Annotated in this window: 12 protein-coding genes; 7 read left to right on the forward strand and 5 right to left on the reverse strand. The window is 63.7% G+C overall.

Annotation, left to right across the window (positions count from 1 at the left end):
* Positions 1–6: 6 nt before the first annotated feature.
* Together BSP239C_RS01065 and BSP239C_RS01070 are read right to left on the reverse strand one after the other, a co-directional pair.
* Positions 7–285 (reverse strand): hypothetical protein, encoded by a 279-nt coding sequence (locus tag BSP239C_RS01065; protein WP_101569761.1) that lies wholly within the window; start codon positions 283–285, stop codon positions 7–9.
* The gene (locus BSP239C_RS01070; RefSeq protein ID WP_101569762.1) at positions 282–1,862 is read right to left on the reverse strand and encodes an acyl-CoA carboxylase subunit beta; all 1,581 of its coding nucleotides are present in this window, start codon (positions 1,860–1,862) and stop codon (positions 282–284) included. The genes BSP239C_RS01065 and BSP239C_RS01070 overlap by 4 nt, the downstream gene beginning before the upstream one ends.
* A 67-nt stretch (positions 1,863–1,929) precedes the next feature.
* Between BSP239C_RS01070 and BSP239C_RS01075 the strand changes: the two genes are divergently transcribed.
* Together BSP239C_RS01075 and BSP239C_RS01080 are read left to right on the forward strand one after the other, a co-directional pair.
* Entirely contained in the window at positions 1,930–2,877 is a 948-nt protein-coding gene (locus BSP239C_RS01075; protein ID WP_101569763.1) for a biotin--[acetyl-CoA-carboxylase] ligase, read from the forward strand.
* Positions 2,874–4,496: an adenylate/guanylate cyclase domain-containing protein gene (locus tag BSP239C_RS01080; protein ID WP_101569764.1), complete on the forward strand. Its 1,623-nt coding sequence runs from the start codon at positions 2,874–2,876 to the stop codon at positions 4,494–4,496. Before BSP239C_RS01075 ends, BSP239C_RS01080 begins: the two co-directional genes overlap by 4 nt.
* A gap of 353 nt (positions 4,497–4,849) precedes the next feature.
* Here the strand turns inward: BSP239C_RS01080 and BSP239C_RS01085 are convergent, their stop codons facing one another.
* The 3 genes from BSP239C_RS01085 to BSP239C_RS01095 all read right to left on the reverse strand — a co-directional run bounded on the left by BSP239C_RS01085 (position 4,850) and on the right by BSP239C_RS01095 (position 11,396).
* Positions 4,850–7,588: a DNA topoisomerase (ATP-hydrolyzing) subunit A gene (locus BSP239C_RS01085; RefSeq protein ID WP_101569765.1), complete on the reverse strand. Its 2,739-nt coding sequence runs from the start codon at positions 7,586–7,588 to the stop codon at positions 4,850–4,852.
* A gap of 307 nt (positions 7,589–7,895) precedes the next feature.
* Positions 7,896–8,450 carry a TetR/AcrR family transcriptional regulator gene (locus BSP239C_RS01090; protein WP_101569766.1) on the reverse strand — a complete coding sequence of 185 codons (555 nt, stop codon included), beginning with the start codon at positions 8,448–8,450 and terminating at the stop codon, positions 7,896–7,898.
* 273 nt (positions 8,451–8,723) lie between these two features.
* On the reverse strand, positions 8,724–11,396 hold the full coding sequence (locus tag BSP239C_RS01095) for a bifunctional GNAT family N-acetyltransferase/acetate--CoA ligase family protein (RefSeq protein WP_101569767.1): 2,673 nt from the start codon (positions 11,394–11,396) through the stop codon (positions 8,724–8,726).
* A gap of 122 nt (positions 11,397–11,518) precedes the next feature.
* Between BSP239C_RS01095 and BSP239C_RS01100 the strand changes: the two genes are divergently transcribed.
* The 5 genes from BSP239C_RS01100 to purE all read left to right on the forward strand — a co-directional run bounded on the left by BSP239C_RS01100 (position 11,519) and on the right by purE (position 16,498).
* Complete coding sequence (locus tag BSP239C_RS01100; protein ID WP_101569768.1) at positions 11,519–12,106, forward strand: DUF5998 family protein; 588 nt, start codon at positions 11,519–11,521, stop codon at positions 12,104–12,106.
* Entirely contained in the window at positions 12,106–13,269 is a 1,164-nt protein-coding gene (locus BSP239C_RS01105) for an alkaline phosphatase family protein (protein ID WP_101569769.1), read from the forward strand. The genes BSP239C_RS01100 and BSP239C_RS01105 overlap by 1 nt, the downstream gene beginning before the upstream one ends.
* A 35-nt stretch (positions 13,270–13,304) precedes the next feature.
* The gene (locus tag BSP239C_RS01110; RefSeq protein WP_101569770.1) at positions 13,305–14,591 is read left to right on the forward strand and encodes a methyltransferase; all 1,287 of its coding nucleotides are present in this window, start codon (positions 13,305–13,307) and stop codon (positions 14,589–14,591) included.
* A 130-nt stretch (positions 14,592–14,721) separates the two neighbouring features.
* Positions 14,722–15,903 carry a 5-(carboxyamino)imidazole ribonucleotide synthase gene (locus BSP239C_RS01115; protein WP_374701006.1) on the forward strand — a complete coding sequence of 394 codons (1,182 nt, stop codon included), beginning with the start codon at positions 14,722–14,724 and terminating at the stop codon, positions 15,901–15,903.
* 121 nt (positions 15,904–16,024) lie between these two features.
* Positions 16,025–16,498 (forward strand): 5-(carboxyamino)imidazole ribonucleotide mutase, encoded by a 474-nt coding sequence (purE, locus tag BSP239C_RS01120; RefSeq protein ID WP_180958884.1) that lies wholly within the window; start codon positions 16,025–16,027, stop codon positions 16,496–16,498.
* The last annotated feature ends 4 nt before the right edge of the window (positions 16,499–16,502 follow it).

The raw sequence follows: 16,502 nt of genomic DNA on the forward strand, positions 1-16,502 counted from the left end.
GAGATCTCAGCGTCCCAGCGTCTGCGTCCAGGCCTGAGGGAGTCGTCTGCGCACATTGCGGCGGGGTGCGCTGAACCCGGCTCGGCCGTGTTTCGTCGTCTCCATCAGGTCCAGAGCCGCCGCCTGGTTGGCAGCGTAGGCAAGGGCCACCTGGCGGATCGCAACGACGGCCGCCACCGCTGCAGCACTGGCCATGTCGTCGCTGACGGGCTCACCGTCGTGTGCTCGCACCTGTGTCCGGTCCTCGACCGAGGTGGCTGTGGCCTCTTGTGCATCCTGGCTCATAGTGGGATGTTACCGTGCTTGCGCGTTGGAGCGTCAACATGCTTGTTCTTCAGCGCCCGCAGCCCACGTACGATCCGGTTCCGAGTCTCACTCGGTTTGATGACCGCGTCGATGTAGCCTTCTTCGGCCGCCAGGTACGGATTGAGGAGTGCATCCTCGTAGTCCTGGATGAGTTCGTCACGCAGCGCATCGACGTCTTCGCCTGCCTCACCGGCGGCCTTGAGCTTGCGCCGGTAGACGATATTCGCCGCGCCCTGTGCACCCATGACCGCGATCTGAGCACTGGGCCAGGCGAGGTTGATGTCCGCGCCCAGCTGCTTCGAACCCATGACGCAGTACGCTCCACCGTAGGCCTTGCGGGTGATGAGCGTGATCAGCGGGACCGTCGCCTCACCGTAGGCGTAGATGAGCTTGGCTCCGCGACGGATGATGCCGCTGAACTCCTGGTCGGTGCCGGGCAGGAAGCCGGGCACGTCGACGAAGGTGAGGATCGGGATGTTGAAGGCATCGCAGAGGCGCACGAAGCGGGCGGCCTTCTCCGAGGCATCGATGTCCAGCGTTCCCGCCAGCTGCATCGGCTGGTTCGCAATGACGCCGACGCTGACACCTTCGACGCGACCGAAGCCGGTGACGACGTTCGGGGCGAAGAGTTCGGAGACCTGTAGGAACTCAGCGTCGTCGAGGACGGTGGTGACGACATCGAGGATGTCATAGGGCTGTGAGGGCGAATCCGGCATGAGCGAATCCAACGCCTCGTCCTCGGGTGCGACGGACAGATCCGACTCGAACTCGTCGGCATCGGCAGGGTCGAGGTTGTTCTGGGGCAGGAACGAAAGCAGATCGCGCACATAGTTCAGCGCATCGTCCTCGTCGCTGGCCAGATAGTGAGCGTTGCCGGAGACGGTGTTGTTGGTGCGGCCACCGCCGAGCTCCTCATGGCCGACCTCTTCGCCGGTGACCGTCTTGATGACGTCGGGGCCGGTGATGTACATGTGGCTGGTCTGATCGACCATGATCGTGACGTCGGTGAGTGCAGGGGAGTACACTGCTCCGCCGGCAGAAGGCCCCATGATCAGTGAGATCTGCGGGATCACGCCGGAGGAGGCCACGTTGAGGCGGAAGATCTCGGCGAACAGGGCGATCGATCCGACGCCCTCCTGGATCCGGGCACCACCGGAGTCGTTGATGCCGATGATGGGGCATCCCAGCTTGATGGCGAGCTTCTGGACCTTGACGATCTTGCGTCCATTCGCCTCGGCGAGGGAGCCACCGAGGACGGTGAAGTCGTGAGCGAACACGGCCACAGTCTTGCCCTCGATCGTGCCCAGACCGCAGACGACACCGTCACCGTCGGGGCGGTTGTTCTCCATTCCGAACTGGTGGTTGTGGTGGCGTGCGAACTCGTCGATCTCCTGGAAGGAGCCTTCGTCGAGGAGTGCTTCGATGCGTTCGCGAGCGGTCTGCTTGCCGCGGTTGTGCTGGTTCTCCACCGACTTCACATTGCCGGTGTGGGCCGCATCCCGGCGCTGGACGAAAGCGTCGATGCGCTCAACTGTTGTACGTGGGGTATCCGTCATGCCTCCACAATAACGACGCACGGTGCGATCATTGTGTACTCTCGCCAAAAGAATCTAAAGTGGACTGGTGAACAGCCAACACATTCCCCTCCTCGTCGATGTCGATTCCCTCCGCAGTAAGGCTGCGGACCGCGGCTTCGAGCTACCTACTGTCATCTGGGACGACGTGTGCTCGTCGACGAACGACGAGCTGGCTGGGCTGGTGCGGGGGCAGTCCACCCTCACCGACTTTCCCACCGATCGCACCCGCCAGATTGCCACGGCTGATGGTGTCGACCTCGCGAAGGTGCCTGGCCAGTTCTCCGTGTACGGCACCGATCATCAGAACGCCGGCCACGGTCGACTGGGGCGGACGTGGACGGTCCCGCCGCGTCGTTCACTGACGTTTTCGATCCTCCTGGAGCCGGGTGCCGTCTTCGATTCGTGGGGGTGGATTCCCCTGCTCGCCGGTGAAACAGTGCGAGCCGCCATCGCCGAGGCGGGTGTGCCTGCCGTACTCAAGTGGCCCAACGATGTGCTGACGACGGATGGGAAGAAGCTGTGCGGGATCCTCGCCCGGGTCGAACCCTTGCCCACAGGCCCGCGGATCGTTCTGGGGATGGGAATCAACACTCGTCTGCTGCGTGAGGATCTGCCTCGTGAGAGTGCCAGCTCAATTGCGATTGAGACGGATACGGACGGTTCAGAAGTTGCTCATGAAGACTTGTTAATCTCGATTCTGAGCACACTGATTCCTGCCTACAGAGAGCTTGTCGAGTATGACGATGACGATTTCAGCCGCAGCTCAGTCGGCTGTGAGGTGCGTGCGAACATGGTGACTCTGGGGACACAGGTCAGGGTCGAACGCCCCGACGGCAGCAACCTCTTCGGCCGTGCCACAGGGCTCGACGCCAGCGGCGACCTCATCATCGACAATGACATCTGCGTCAGCGCGGGCGACGTCCACCACCTGCGTCCGGCCGAGGACGGGGCAGGGTCAGGATCTGCAGGAATGGAAGCTGGGGGCCGCAGATGACGGGCGTCTCGGACTTCACCGCAGAATTCAACACTATCCCCGAGCGCGATTCCGATGGCACCGACGACATTTCGTCGAACGGCATGGATTCTGACGACGCAGCTTCAGGTGGGACAGGCTCGGCAGGGACTAGCGCAGCTGGGACAAATTCAACTGGGACAAACACAGCCGAGGCAGCTGCCGACGAATCCACTGAGGTGGAGGACAGCGCGGACCCAGAGGATTCATACCATGGCCTGAACTCGATTCCGGTGATCACGGAGGAACAGATCGACTCGTCACCTGACTCGGCTGGCTCACCTGGCTCGGCCGCCGCCCATGCCTCACCTGCCGCCTCGGCGCCTCCCTCGGTTCCCGGCATCGAACACGGTGACGAAGACCTGCTTGACACCTCGGTGATGTCGACGATTCCGCGGGCAGAGGACGGGGCATCGGATGACGAAGAGTCCTCGGGCAGCGAACCGGTCGATGAACATGGTGGGGACTTCTTCGAAGGACTGCACGAAGATCCGCGCACCGCTGCCCTGCAGATCGTCGACGAGGCAGACGAAGACGAGGACGACACCGTCTACGAGACCCGCAGTGCAGCCGAACGGCTCGAGGAGATCCTCCTCGACGGCAAGCGTGTGCTCGACCGGCGTGAAGCGGCGAAACTCGGCGGCATCTCCACGGTCTCCGCGCGCAAGATGTGGCGAGCATTGGGAATGTCGCAGACGGACGGTTCGGAGAAGGCCTACACCGTCAGCGATGCCCATGCGCTGCGCATGTGGGCCAAGCCCGTGGCCGACGGGCTCATCGATCAGGGCACAGCGCTGTCTTTGGCCCGCGCGATCGGCCAGACCACGGATCGTCTCGTCGTGTGGCAGATGGAGACCCTCGTCGACTTCCTCACCGAGGAGAAGGGCCTGACCGATCCCGAAGCCAGACGCGATGCGCTGCAGGTCGTCGAGGACATGGTCGACCCGCTGCAGAAGATGCTGACGTATTCTTGGCGGCGCAACCTCGCCGAGGTGATGGGCCGGCTCAACGTCAACGTCTCCGACGGCCTGGCCATGGACAACCGGCAGGGCTGGTACGACTCGTCGATGCCGTTGGCTCGCGCAGTCGGCTTCATCGACCTCGTCTCCTATACGCGTCTATCGCAGAAGATGGAACCGCGACAGCTGGCGAACCTCGTGCAGGAATTTCAGGGCATGGCCTACAACATTGTGGCCACCGGCGGCGGTCGAGTCATCAAGACCGTCGGCGATGAGGTGTTCTTCGCCGCCGAGACGCCGATGAGCGGAGCGGAGATCGCGATGACGCTGATGGAGCGGGTGACAGCGGCCGAAGACCTGCCGCAGGCTCGCGTCGGCTTCGTCTGGGGCAGAGTCCTGTCCCGGCTGGGGGACATCTTCGGTTCGAGCGTGAATCTGGCCGCTCGGCTGACCGCCGTGGCTGACCCTGGAACGATCTTCACCGACGAGGACACAGCTCGGGTGCTGTCTGCATCCGATGCCTACGTGTTCGAGCGACGCGAGTCTCTGTCACTCCAAGGCTTGGGGGAGACCGGCATCGGTGAAATGAAGCGAGGAACGGCTGCCCGCATGCAACTGGACCTCGACGACGACGAGAGCTGAGTCAGCCCCCAGCGAGCATTACGCGCCGGTGGGCGCATCTCCTATCCGTATGTGTGCCTCAGGCCGGTGCTTCGGCTCGCACCACGCAGCGCTGCGTCTACGCGGCACCACTGGTTGCCTTTTGGCACGGTTAGCTGTAAGTCTTACAGGTGCAGTGGTTGTTTTTGCCCGTACGGGTATCACGTGTGAAGTGGCATGTGATTACGGTCACTGTTGGCGGCAGGGTGGCTTTCCCCTGCAACTTCCTACCCAATTCTGCAGCGCGGTGCTCAGAGCTGGTCTGAGGACAGGTCAGAGCCCACGCTTCAGAACTGGATTCAGCTCAGGTCCTCTGGCAGGTTACAGCTCAAGCCTCAGAACAGTGCTGTGTCGTCATCATCGTCATCGTCATGGGAGACGATGACGGCGCCGTCGGAGTCGATCTTCGAGCGGGCGATCTCTTCCTTCGCCTCGTCGAGATCGGGTCGATCGTCAAGGTCGAGATCGAGGCCGTCGAAGCTCGTTGCCAAGCCTGGGGTGCGCGCCGCAGCAGAGGACGATGCCCCCTCGCCTGCGCCGTCTCCCGCGCCACCGTTACCCTGAGCATCGGTACCCTCACCAGCACCCGCCGCACCCGCAATAGCATTGTCGGCGGCGCCGAGGCGGGGGACCGTTCCGATGACATCGATCTTGGATTCGAGGGGCGAGCCCGTGGCATCGCGTTTGGACGTCTCGGCCGGAAGGGTCCTGGCGCCTCCGGCTTGGGCGGCGGCCTGCGGGGTGTCGCCGACCCAGGCCAGAGACAGCTCGGTTTCGCCCTTGAGGAACTTATGGGCACGCACGCCCGAGGTGGCACGACCCTTGGTCGGGAACTCGGAGAAATCGCTGACCTTGATCGATGACGATGGTGCGCCATAGAAGTTCTCACCGCTGGCGATAGTGACCACAGAGAACGTGCCGATGCTGGTGTCGGCATCCCCGTCTTCGTCGGTCTTGGCCTCCTTGGGCGTCATTCCGAAGAAGAGAGCGCGTGCATCGGCTGGGACCTTCATTCCCGCCACACCTGAGGCGTTCCAGCCCTGGGCCCGCAGCCCGGAGGCGTCGAAGGCCAGCAGCTGTGCATTGGAGGTTACGAACACGGCCAGAGACTCATCGATGTCCTTCGGCTGAGCGACTCCGATGACGGAGTCCTTGCCCTTGAGCGTGATCGCTTCCCATTCGCTCTTGTTCGGCTGTGTGGCCACAGATACGCGTTTGACGACTCCGCCTGCGGTTCCGAGGACGAATTCGCGGTCGAGGTCGATGAGGCCGAGGACGGTCTCATTCTTCTCCAGGCTCACGTAGTCGGCGATCTTGACGCCTCCGGCGACATTCGGACGTGTCGCGGCCGGCGGCAGGGCCGGCAGGTCGACGACGTCGACCATGTGCAGACGTCCTGTCGAGGTCACCGCGCCGACCTTGCCCTGAGTCATCGACACGATCTCTGAACGCAGCGCATCATGGCTCGAGCGCTTCCCGATCCGCTGCAGAGCCGAGGCATCAGCGGTTCGGGCGATGCGCCCGGAAGTCGAGAGGAGGACTCGGCAGGGGGCGTCGGCGATCTTGAGGTCCGATTGAGCCTTCTTGCCCTTGGCGGAGAGCTCCTTCATCGAACCTTCGATGAGGACCGTGCGCCGAGGTGAGCCGATGGCTTCTGCCGTTGCCTCGAGCTCGGTGGCGACGAGTTCGCGCAGTTTGGCCTCGTCGGCGAGCAGCGCCTCGAGGTAGTCGATCCTCTTACGCAGTTCGTCGCGTTCGGCCTCGAGCTCGATGCGCGAGAACTTGGTCAGTCGGCGCAGCTGCAGGTCGAGGATGTAGGTGGCCTGGAGCTCCGAGAGTTCGAAGACATCCATCAGGCGCGTGCGGGCGGTGGCCGCATCGTCGGAGGAGCGGATGAGTTGGATGACCTCGTCGATGTCGAGGATCGCGATGAGCAGACCCTCGACGAGGTGGAGGCGGTCCTTGGCCTTGCGCAGCTGGAACACGGTGCGGCGGCGGATGACGTCGATGCGGTGGGCCAAGTAGACGGTCAGCAGCTCGCGCAGTCCCAAGGTCCGCGGCTGGCCGTCGACGAGGCAGACGTTGTTCATGCTGAACGATTCCTCGAGTGGGGTCTGCCGGTAGAGCTCAGCGAGTACTGCCTCCGGATTGAATCCGTTCTTGATGCCGATGACCAGGCGCATTCCGTTCTTGCGGTCCGAGTAGTCATCGATCGAGGCGATGCCGGTGAGCTTCTTCGCGCCGACAGCGTCCTTGACCTTGGCCACGACCTTCTCGGGCCCCACCAGGTAGGGCAGCTCGGTGACGACGATGCCCTTGCGGCGGGCATTGATGTTCTCGATCGAGACCGTGGCCCTGGTGCGAAACGTTCCGCGGCCGGACTCGTAGGCTTCGCGGACACCGTCGAGTCCGATGATCCGGCCGCCGGTGGGCAGATCGGGTCCGGGAATGAAGCGCATGAGCTCGGCCAGGCCGGCCTCGGGATTGCGGATCAGATGGCAGCAGGCGGCAATGACTTCGCCCGGATTGTGCGGGGCCATATTGGTGGCCATGCCCACGGCGATTCCGGAGGTGCCGTTGATGAGCAGGTTCGGGAACGCACTGGGCAGAACATCGGGCTGGGTCAGCGTGTTGTCGTAGTTTCCGACGAAGTCGACGACGTCTTCGTCGAGGCCGGCGATCATCTGCATGGAGGCTGAGGTCAGCCGGGCCTCCGTATAGCGCGGGGCGGCAGGACCGTCGTCGAGGGAACCGAAGTTTCCGTGGCCGTCGACGAGCGGCACGCGCATGATGAAGTTCTGGCTCAGGCGCACCAGCGCATCGTAGATCGCGGTGTCACCGTGAGGGTGGAGTTTGCCCATCACATCGCCGACGATGCGGGAAGACTTCACGTGGCCGCGCTCGGGGCGCAGGCCCATGTCTCCCATTTGGTAGACGATGCGTCGCTGGACGGGCTTCAGTCCGTCGCGTGCATCGGGGAGGGCACGGGAGTGGATGACCGAGACCGCATATTCGAGGAACGAACTCTCCATCTCTGACGAGACGTCGACATCGATGACTCTGCCTTCGGTCATGGAACTCCTTTGACGCACGAATTTTCCGCTCCGGGTGCCCTCTCACACACCGAGGCTCGGCATCGACAACGGAGAGCACCTGTCGATTCTAGCGTTCGATTTGAGTTCTACGGCTCAAGCCCGCTTTTCGAGGCGTCCGTGTCGTCGTCTGCGGAGGCCCCGTGTCGTTACCTGCGAGGGTCCGCCGCATCATCTGCGAAGGCCCGTGTCGTTTCGAACTGTGCCTGCGCCTGAGCACTGTGCTGGGCTCAGGGCTTTGTTCAGACCCGGGCTGTCAGAACGGCCCAGGCGGGATGCTCAGTGAGCTTCAACCCTGCTTTCGCGTGGCGTTCATCCAGGTCAGGAACTGCCCCATGAACGTGTCGATGTGAGCGCGGTCGGCCGTCCCTGAGATCAGTTCGGTGATCATCATTCCCATCACCGAGCTGTTTATCGAACGCGCCATTTCAGCATCGACTTCGGCCAGTCGCATCACGAACTCGTCGATCTTCGCCATGTTCTTCTGCTTCGCAGCCAACGCCTCATCCGGAAGTGCGGGATCGAGGCTGAGCATGATCATCGTATAGAAGCGATTGCGGTCCGTTGTCAGCCAGTTCATGCAGAAATCGACGGCGATTTCCTGAGCAGGCTTGTCGTTGGCGCGGAACGAGTCAGGCAGGCGTTCAAGCTGTTGCGAGTTCAGGTCTCCGATGCGCTCCATGATTCCGGTGATCAGCGCATCACGCGTGCGGTAGACATTCGAGGTGGAGCCGACGGGCAGCTCGGCCAGGGCATCGACTGCCCTGTGGGTGAGTCCACGAACTCCCTGTTCGGCGACGACGGCTATGGCGGAGTCGGTGACGACGTCTCTTCGTGAAATCATTTCTTTTGGGCCTCATTCTCGTGAGGCACCTGCGGTGCAGGTGCCTTGTGGACGGTGGATGACCAGCAGCTGGCCACAGACTATGGCCAATGTTTGGCCTCACACTAAAACACGAATCCATAACGTTTCGTGTCGAACGGATACAGATACTACCTGCAATAGAGAAGAATTGGTATAAGACTCGCCAAACTTCCAGTCGGTTCCCACTTAATGAGTCATATCTGCATTCCTCGGACACGTCAGCTGAACAGAAGTGACATTTCATCCGAGGGATCAGCTCAGCAGTCTCCGCGTTGAATCGATGCGTGTGGAATCGGTGAGCAGCTCAATCCTCACACTCAGCAGATGTCCGCCGGTCACGGTGGCGACCATGGGATGGATTTCGAGTTCGAGAATCTGCGGATGCCTCTCGACGAGTACCGACAGACGTTCGATCACGTCCTTCAGCGGGTCGATGTTCACCGGTGGCAGGCCCCGATACCCGAACAGCCTCGGTGATGATTTCACCGATCGGATCATGTCTTCGGCATCTTTATCCGTCAGGGGAGCCACGCGATGTTCGACATCGCCGAGCAGTTCGGTCGTATCCCCGGCCAGGGAGAACGAGAGCAGCGGCCCCAGCAGGTGGTCCTCGCCGGCGCGGATCACGCAGGGCACGCCTGGGGGCGCCATAGCCTGAACGTCGACCAGCGGATTCTCCTCGACGAGGAGGGAGCTGATGGTCTCCTGGATCGCTTGGAAGTCCTCGCGCAGCTCTTCCGGTGAGTCGATGTTCAACCGCACACCGCCGAGCTCCATCCGGTGGCGCAGGGTGTTCGACACTGCCTTGAGCGCAACCGGATAGCCGATCTCATCGGCAGCGGCCAATGCATCGTCCACCGAGGCGGCTGTGATGTGGGGCAGCACCTCGATTCCGTAGCAGGAGAGCAGGGAGCTCGCCTGGTCCCGGTCGAGCCGGACGGGTTTGCCCGGCCCAGCATCGGAGAGTACCGATTCGATGATCGAGCGCACACCCTTGTCGTCGAGATCCTCGACCTCAAGGAAGCGACCGTGGTCGGCACTTCGCCACCGCGAATAGTCGGTGGCGCGGGCCAGAGACCACACTGCATCCTCTGGACCGACATAGCTGGGCACGGTGTGCGAGTTCCGCGTGCCCTCGCTGTCGCTGAGGTGGGTGGTCAGCTCATCCTGGACACCCTGGATGCCGAGGAAGCAGGCCACGGTCGTCTTCTTCGAACGAGCCGCCGCCTCGGAGAGGTGAGCCGCGATCTCGGATTCCTCGGCCCCGGCCGAGGGGGTGAAGGTGACGATCACGGAGTCAATGTCCTCACGGGCATACATGGCCTCGAGCTCGGCCCGGAACGTTTCGGCCTCGACCTCAGGGTGGAGCGACACAGGGTCAGTCTCGACGTGCAGCCCCTCGGAGCGGGCGCGTTGGATCACGAGGGTGGCCATCGCCGCCGAGTTGCCGATGACTCCCAGTCGCCTGCCCGCCGGCAGAGACTGCGTCGAGAACACCTGGGCCAAGTCGTAGAGTTGGTGGATCGTATCGGCCCTGATCACCCCGGCCTGGCCGAGCACCTGATCGAGGGTGTTCGGTGCCAAGGATGAGGTGCGCACGATGTGGCCGGGCGGCAGTTCCCGTCCGGTGAGGTCGGATTTGATGACGATGACCGGTTTCACTCGCGAGACCCGGCGGGCGATGCGGGCGAACTTGCGCGGGTTGCCGATCGATTCGAGGTAGAGACCGACGGTCTTCGTCGCCGGATCTTCCTCCCAGTATTGGAGGACGTCGTTGCCGGAGAGGTCCGCACGATTGCCAGCGGAGACGAACGTGGAGATGCCGAGTCCGCGCTTCTTCGCCCCCGCCAGGAGTGCGGTGCCCAACGCTCCCGACTGGCTGAATAGACCCAGCGTGCCGGAGGCCGGCAGGAAAGGGGCCAGCGATGTGTTCAGCGAGATGTCTGCGGCTTCGTTGACGAGGCCGAACGAGTTTGGGCCGACCACGCGCATTCCGTAGGCGCGAGCGGTGGAGACCATCTGGCGCTGCAGCTCGGCCCCGTCCTCACCGGTCTCGGCAAAGCCGGAGGAGATGACGAGGACCGCTTTGACCCCGTGGGCCGCGCACTCCTGGACCACCTCGGTGGCGGATTCCGCGGGCACCGCGATCACGGCCAGGTCGGCCTTGCCCGGCAGATCGCCAAGGCTCGGGTACGCCTGGACTCCGGCGATCTGGTCGACTTCCGGGTGGACGACCCACAGATCGCCGGTGAATTTCGCGGCGGTGATATTGCGGATGAGGAGATGGCCGGTGGAGTTGCGTTTGCGGCTGGCGCCGATCACCACCACCGAGGTGGGGTGGAGGACCGTGCGCACGCTCAGTGCCTCGGCACGGTGCTCTCGGGAGGCCTGGACCTCGATGGACCGTGCGGTGGGATCGATGTCGAAGTTCACGGCCACGACGCCGTCATCGAAACCGCGGGACACCTCGTAGCCGGCGGCCTGGAAGACCTGCAGCATCGAACGGTTCTGAGGCAGCACCTCGGCGGTGAATTTGCGGATCCCCAGATCCCGGGCCGCGGCGGCCAGATGCTCCAGCAGGATCGAACCGATGCCGCGGCCCTGGTGGGCATCGGCGATGTTGAAGGCCACCTCGGCGGATGTGGTCGAAATCTTGTCGAAGCGACCGACGCCGATGATGTCGGACCCGACCAACATGATCATCGCCACTCGTTCTCGGTGGTCGACGTTGACGAACCGCTCCAGATCGCGCTTGGGCAGCCGGGGCAGAGGAGCGAAGAAACGCAGGTAGACGGACTCGGGCGACTGCGCCTCGTGCATCTTCGACAGGGCGTCGGCATCGGCAGGGACGATGGGACGAAGATGGGCGGTTCCCCCGTCGCGCAAGACGACATCGGCTTCCCACTCGGCAGGATAATTTTCCATGACCCCAGCATAAGCGGACAGCGAGGATCTCCGGCCGAACATCAACTGGAAGGTGGCAGAACGGGAGCCGAAGGAATAAGCCCAAGTGGGAAGAGACGGGCGAGTACGGCACAATGGTAGTCATGGCTTTACCCGAAGTTCTCGTCCACGATCTGCAGTCGGCCGGATACTACCCACAGCTCACACAGGGGATTCTGGCGGATTCTCTGTTCGACGAACCGGTTCTGGCTCACTTCGTCCACATCGACACACACGTCGACATCGAATCCATCCACCGTCACGTCACGGCCTTCGTGCTCACCGAAACACGCCTGCTGCTGGCGCACGTCGACGATGACCCGAACGTCGTCCCCGGCTCCAAGCCACGGGCCGTGACGAGCAGCGAAGACATCGAACTCGAACGCCTCGGCACAGTCATGGTCGGCCGGACCTTCGCAGACCCCGCCGGATACATCCCCGGAGACAAGCCGGTCGAGGTGTCTCTGACCATGTCCTGGGGCGCCTCACGGCGCATCGAAGCCTTCCCGGAGACCTGCGGCGATCCGGACTGCGCGGCCGATCACGGCTACGGCGGATCCATTTTCTCCGAAGACGTCATGCTGCGCGTATCCGCCGAGGCCGAAGGTCAGTCCGCAGTCGACCGCATCGCCGAATTCGCCGGAAAGCTGCGGGCCGCCGTGTTCCAAGCCAGGCTCCGGTCCCGCCGCTGATGGCAGCTGCGACCACCTCACCCCTGACAGGGCCGCCCGACTATTCGGGACCTATCCTCTCCGACGTGGTCCCGGCCGCGGCGCTCAGCCTCGGCGCGGGAGACATCTTCGATGACACTGCCCGGGCTCGGGCTGCGTCTCTGGGGCTGGACCGGGATTCGAGGACGACGATCGTGGTCCTCATCGACGGTATGGGAGAGAGCCAGCTCAAGCAGTACAGCGGCTACACACCCTTCTTCCGGTCCCAGGCTGCCTCGCGACGGACTCTGTCCACGGGATTCCCTTCGACGACCGCGAACTCCCTGTCCTCACTGGCCACAGGGCGACTGCCCGGCGGCCACGGCGTCGTCGGATACCGAGTCCTCGACCCGGCCAAAGATGCTGTGTTCAACCAGCTGACCTGGGACCTCGACGTCGACCCGGTCTCCTGGGTGCCCGACGCGACCCTGTTCGAACGCCTCACCGAGGTCGAGGTCGACGTCGTCAGCCTCGGCGAGGCCAAATTCGCCGGACGCGGCCTGAACAGAGCCTCTCTGCGTGGGGGACGGTTCCGTGCCTCGAAGACTCTCGAACAGCGCTGTGCCCAGGCCATCGAAGAGGCGAAGGCCCCCGGTCGTCGTCTCGTCTATCTCTACTGGGGCAACCTGGATAAGACCGGCCACGTCTACGGATCGAACTCCTCGCAATGGACCGAAGAGCTCGAACACGTCGACCTGGCACTGTCGCAGCTGGCCAACGATCTGCCAGCCGATTCGACGATGATCGTCACCGCTGATCATGGAATGGTCGACATCGACCACAATCTGCGCCTCGACCTCGCCGATGTTCCCGCACTGCGTACTGGTGTCAGACATGTCGGCGGCGAACCGCGCGCGATCCACCTCTACGCCGAGGACGGTGCTGAGGCCGATGTCTACTCGGCCTGGACCGAGACAGTGGGGGACAGGGCACTCATCCTCAGCCGCGATGAGGCCATCCGACGCGACTACTTCGGCCCCGTCGACCCCCGTTTCCGACAGCGCATAGGCGACTTCATGGTCATCTGCCAGGACGAATTCGCCATCGTCGACTCGGACAACGAATCTGTCTCCGCGATCGCGCTCATCGGCCATCATGGTTCGACGACGGAACGCGAACTCCAGATTCCCCTGCTCGTGGTGTGACGGGTGTCGTTGAACGCTGCATTCAGGAGCCCCCAGTGACCAGAGTCGACCCTTCCTCGACCGGTCCCGACCCCTCAGCGGGCGGACTCGTTCCTTCAGCGACCGGGCTCGACTGGACCGAGGGCGGAGCTCATCGTGCGGCGAACTGGCATTCGGAGAACCAGTCCGCACCTCCGGGACAGGTCATCGTGGTCAGCGATGACATCACTGCCGATGCCGCCTACCGGCTGGCCCGGACCGGGACCGGGCTGCTGTGGCGCGGCGACTATCACAACGGCCGTCAGCTGCTGCAGGCGATGGACCGCCGCTTCAAACGCCATAGTGCCCGCCGGGGATCCGGCAAGCGGGGCGGCGATAGACAGGGTGCTGATGGGAGAAGTGCAGGCCGGCACGGAGTCGACCAGGCGGACGGCCGGCGCAAGGGCGGGGCCGAGGCCTTCGATGCACAGCGTCTCTACATCGCCGATCGTGCTCGACTGCTTGGTACACTGATCGTCGAACTCGACGATGACTACCGCCTGAATCTGCGCCGCGCCCCCGATGTGAGCCTGGCCTGCGAAGCTGCCTACGGCCCGTCGACGGGCCCGATGTGCGTCTCCATGACCGAATTGAACGGGGTCCTCAGCGCCTACCAATGGCAGCTGAAGGGTGTGGCCATTCCCGCCCTCGGCGAGGACATCCACCCGCGCTACGGTGTGTTCTCCCCGATCCGCGGAGAATACGTCGACCTCGTCGCCCAGACACCACTTCCAGACTCCAGTACGGACAGTTCAGCGCCACCCGATACGGCCTTCGACCTGGGTACCGGTACGGGCGTGCTCGCCGCTGTGCTGTTGCGCCGTGGTGTGAGTCGGGTAGTGGCCACGGACATCAATCCTCGTGCCGTGGTCTGCGCTCGCGAGAACCTGGAACGCCTCGGACTGAGTCGAACCGCCGAGGTGGTCGAGGCCGATCTCTTCCCACAGGGGCGAGCCGACCTCGTCGTGTGCAACCCGCCCTGGCTGCCTGCCCGACCGACATCTGCCCTCGAGGCCGGAATCTATGACCCCGGCTCCGATGTGCTCCACCGATTCATCGACGGCCTGGCCGCGCACCTCTCTCCTGCCGGCGAGGGATGGCTGATTCTGTCCGACCTCGCCGAACACCTCGGCCTGCGAACCCGCGAAGCTCTGCTGGAGCGCTTCGCCGAAGCAGGGCTGCGGGTCCACGATCGGCACGACACCACCCCGCGCCATCCCCGTGCCTCTGACACCGAGGACGAGCTGCACAAAGCTCGCGGGGCCGAGGTCACGTCGTTGTGGAGACTGCGTCGCTCCAGCTGAAAATGGGCTCCTCAGCTGAGCCCGGGACTCGCAGAAGGAACCCGTGCGTCTCATGTCCGCGGCGGGCGATAGGATGGCAGACGTGACTTTTCCTCGTGTTGGTGTCATTGGCGGCGGCCAATTGGCACGTATGCTTGCCCCTGCCGCAGAAGCCCTCGGCATCCGCTTCTCAGTTCTCGCTGAGACCGCTGACGCCCCGGCCACCCAGGTCATCAATGAGGTGAGCGTCGGAGACTATACGGACTTCGCGACCCTCAAGGCCTTCGCCGAGACAGTGGATGTGGTGACCTTCGACCATGAGCATGTTCCTCCCGAACATCTGCAGGCCCTCGCCGAGGCTGGCCATGCGATCCGACCTGGACCCCAGGCCCTCATCTTCGCTCAGGACAAAATCCTGATGCGCAGGAGGATGGACGAACTCGGGCTGCCGAACCCCGCCTGGGCCGAGATCACCTCACGCGCCGATGTCGAAGCCTTCGCGCAGCGGGTCGGTTTCCCTTTCATCCTCAAGACTCCTCGTGGCGGCTATGACGGCAAGGGTGTGCGAGTCATCGACACTCTCGATGAAGCTCTGACTTGGCTCGACGAGGTCGGGCAGCTGCTCGCCGAGGAGAAGGTGGACTTCACCCGGGAGCTTGCCGTCATGGTCGGACGTTCTCCGATGGGCCAGACCGCAGTCTGGCCCGTTGTTGAGACCTGGCAGCAGAACGGTGTGTGCAAGGAAGCCATTGCTCCCGCTCCGGGGCTCGCAGTCGAGAAGGCGACGGAGATCACCGAGGCGATCCTCAAGGTCGCCGGGGCGCTCGAGGTCACCGGTGTGATGGCGATGGAGCTGTTTGAGACCGCCGAAGGCTTCCTCATCAACGAATTTGCGATGCGTCCCCACAACACGGGTCACTGGACTCAGGACGGGGCCGTGACCAGTCAGTTCGAACAGCACCTTCGCGCGGTCCTCGACCTGCCCCTGGGCAGCCCCGCGGCCCGGGAGGATGTCTCCGTGATGGTCAACATCTTGGGTGCTGACCATGAAGACCTCTTCCACCCGTATCTCCATGTCATGGCACACGACCCCGCTGTGAAGGTCCACCTCTACGGCAAGGGCGTGCGCCCGGGCCGAAAGGTCGGCCACGTCAATGCCTACGGACAGGACTCGGACCTTGTGCTCGCTCGTGCCCGTCACGCGGCGGACTTCATCGCCGGCGTCGACGTCGACCCGCATCCGAAGATGCCGGCCCCTGCGAATCTCGAAGCGACACCGGCCGCCGGCGACTCCGGTGGCGTAAGTGCCACCTCCAGTGACGAAAGGGCCTGATATGCCGCACACGAATGACGAGAACTCCACGACGAACGAGACCCCAGCTGTCGACGAGACCTCCGGGACCACCTCGGCGACGGGCTCTGCGAGTTCCGTGCCCGCTGTCGTCGGGATCGTCATGGGATCGGATTCGGACTGGCCGACGATGAAGGCCGCGGCGGAAGCGCTCGAGGAACTGGGCATCGACTCCACCGCGGAGGTCGTCTCCGCCCACCGCATGCCCGAGGACATGGTCGAATGGGCCAAGACCGCAGCAGATCGCGGCCTGCGCGTCATCATCGCCGGAGCTGGGGGAGCGGCCCACCTGCCCGGAATGATCGCCTCGATGACCTCACTTCCGGTCATCGGCGTGCCCGTCCCGCTGAAGTACCTCGATGGCATGGATTCCCTGCTCTCGATTGTGCAGATGCCCGGAGGGGTCCCCGTGGCGACGGTCTCCATCGGCGGAGCCAAGAACGCGGGACTGCTCGCCGCCCGGATCCTGGGCGCCGGTGACACGGCAGCAGCGGCGGAGATCCGCGGTCGACTCGACGACCATCGGAGCCAGCTGCGTCAGGTCGCTCTCGACAAAGGGCAGGCACTGCGGCGATAATAGT

Source organism: Brevibacterium sp. 239c (assembly GCF_900169365.1).
Taxonomy (GTDB): Bacteria; Actinomycetota; Actinomycetes; order Actinomycetales; family Brevibacteriaceae; genus Brevibacterium.